Origin of the sequence: Vibrio sp. HENC-03, assembly GCF_000305755.2 — a bacterium.
Classification (GTDB): Bacteria; Pseudomonadota; Gammaproteobacteria; order Enterobacterales; family Vibrionaceae; genus Vibrio; species Vibrio owensii.
Genome location: NZ_JH976126.1, coordinates 188035 through 188324, shown reverse-complemented (window position 1 = coordinate 188324; position 290 = coordinate 188035). Strand labels below are relative to the sequence as shown.

At 45.5% G+C, this 290-nt stretch carries 1 tRNA gene; it reads right to left on the bottom strand.

Annotated features, from left to right (window positions below):
• Positions 1-65 precede the first annotated feature (65 nt).
• Positions 66-150 (bottom strand) — tRNA-Tyr (locus VCHENC03_RS06590).
• Positions 151-290: the final 140 nt, after the last annotated feature.

Here is a 290-nt window from a genome sequence, read left to right as displayed (position 1 = left end):
AATTAGTTTCCCAACCTAGCTTCCAAGTTGTTCTTATGTTCAAAGGAAAAACATAAGAAAGAATATGGTGGAGGGGGACGGATTCGAACCATCGAAGGCAGTGCCGGCAGATTTACAGTCTGCTCCCTTTGGCCACTCGGGAACCCCTCCAGGGTATTTTTATACTTAGATGTTAGTTTCCCAACCTAGCTTCCAAGTTGTTCTTATGTTCAAAGGAGAAACACAAGAAAGAATATGGTGGAGGGGGACGGATTCGAACCATCGAAGGCAGTGCCGGCAGATTTACAGTC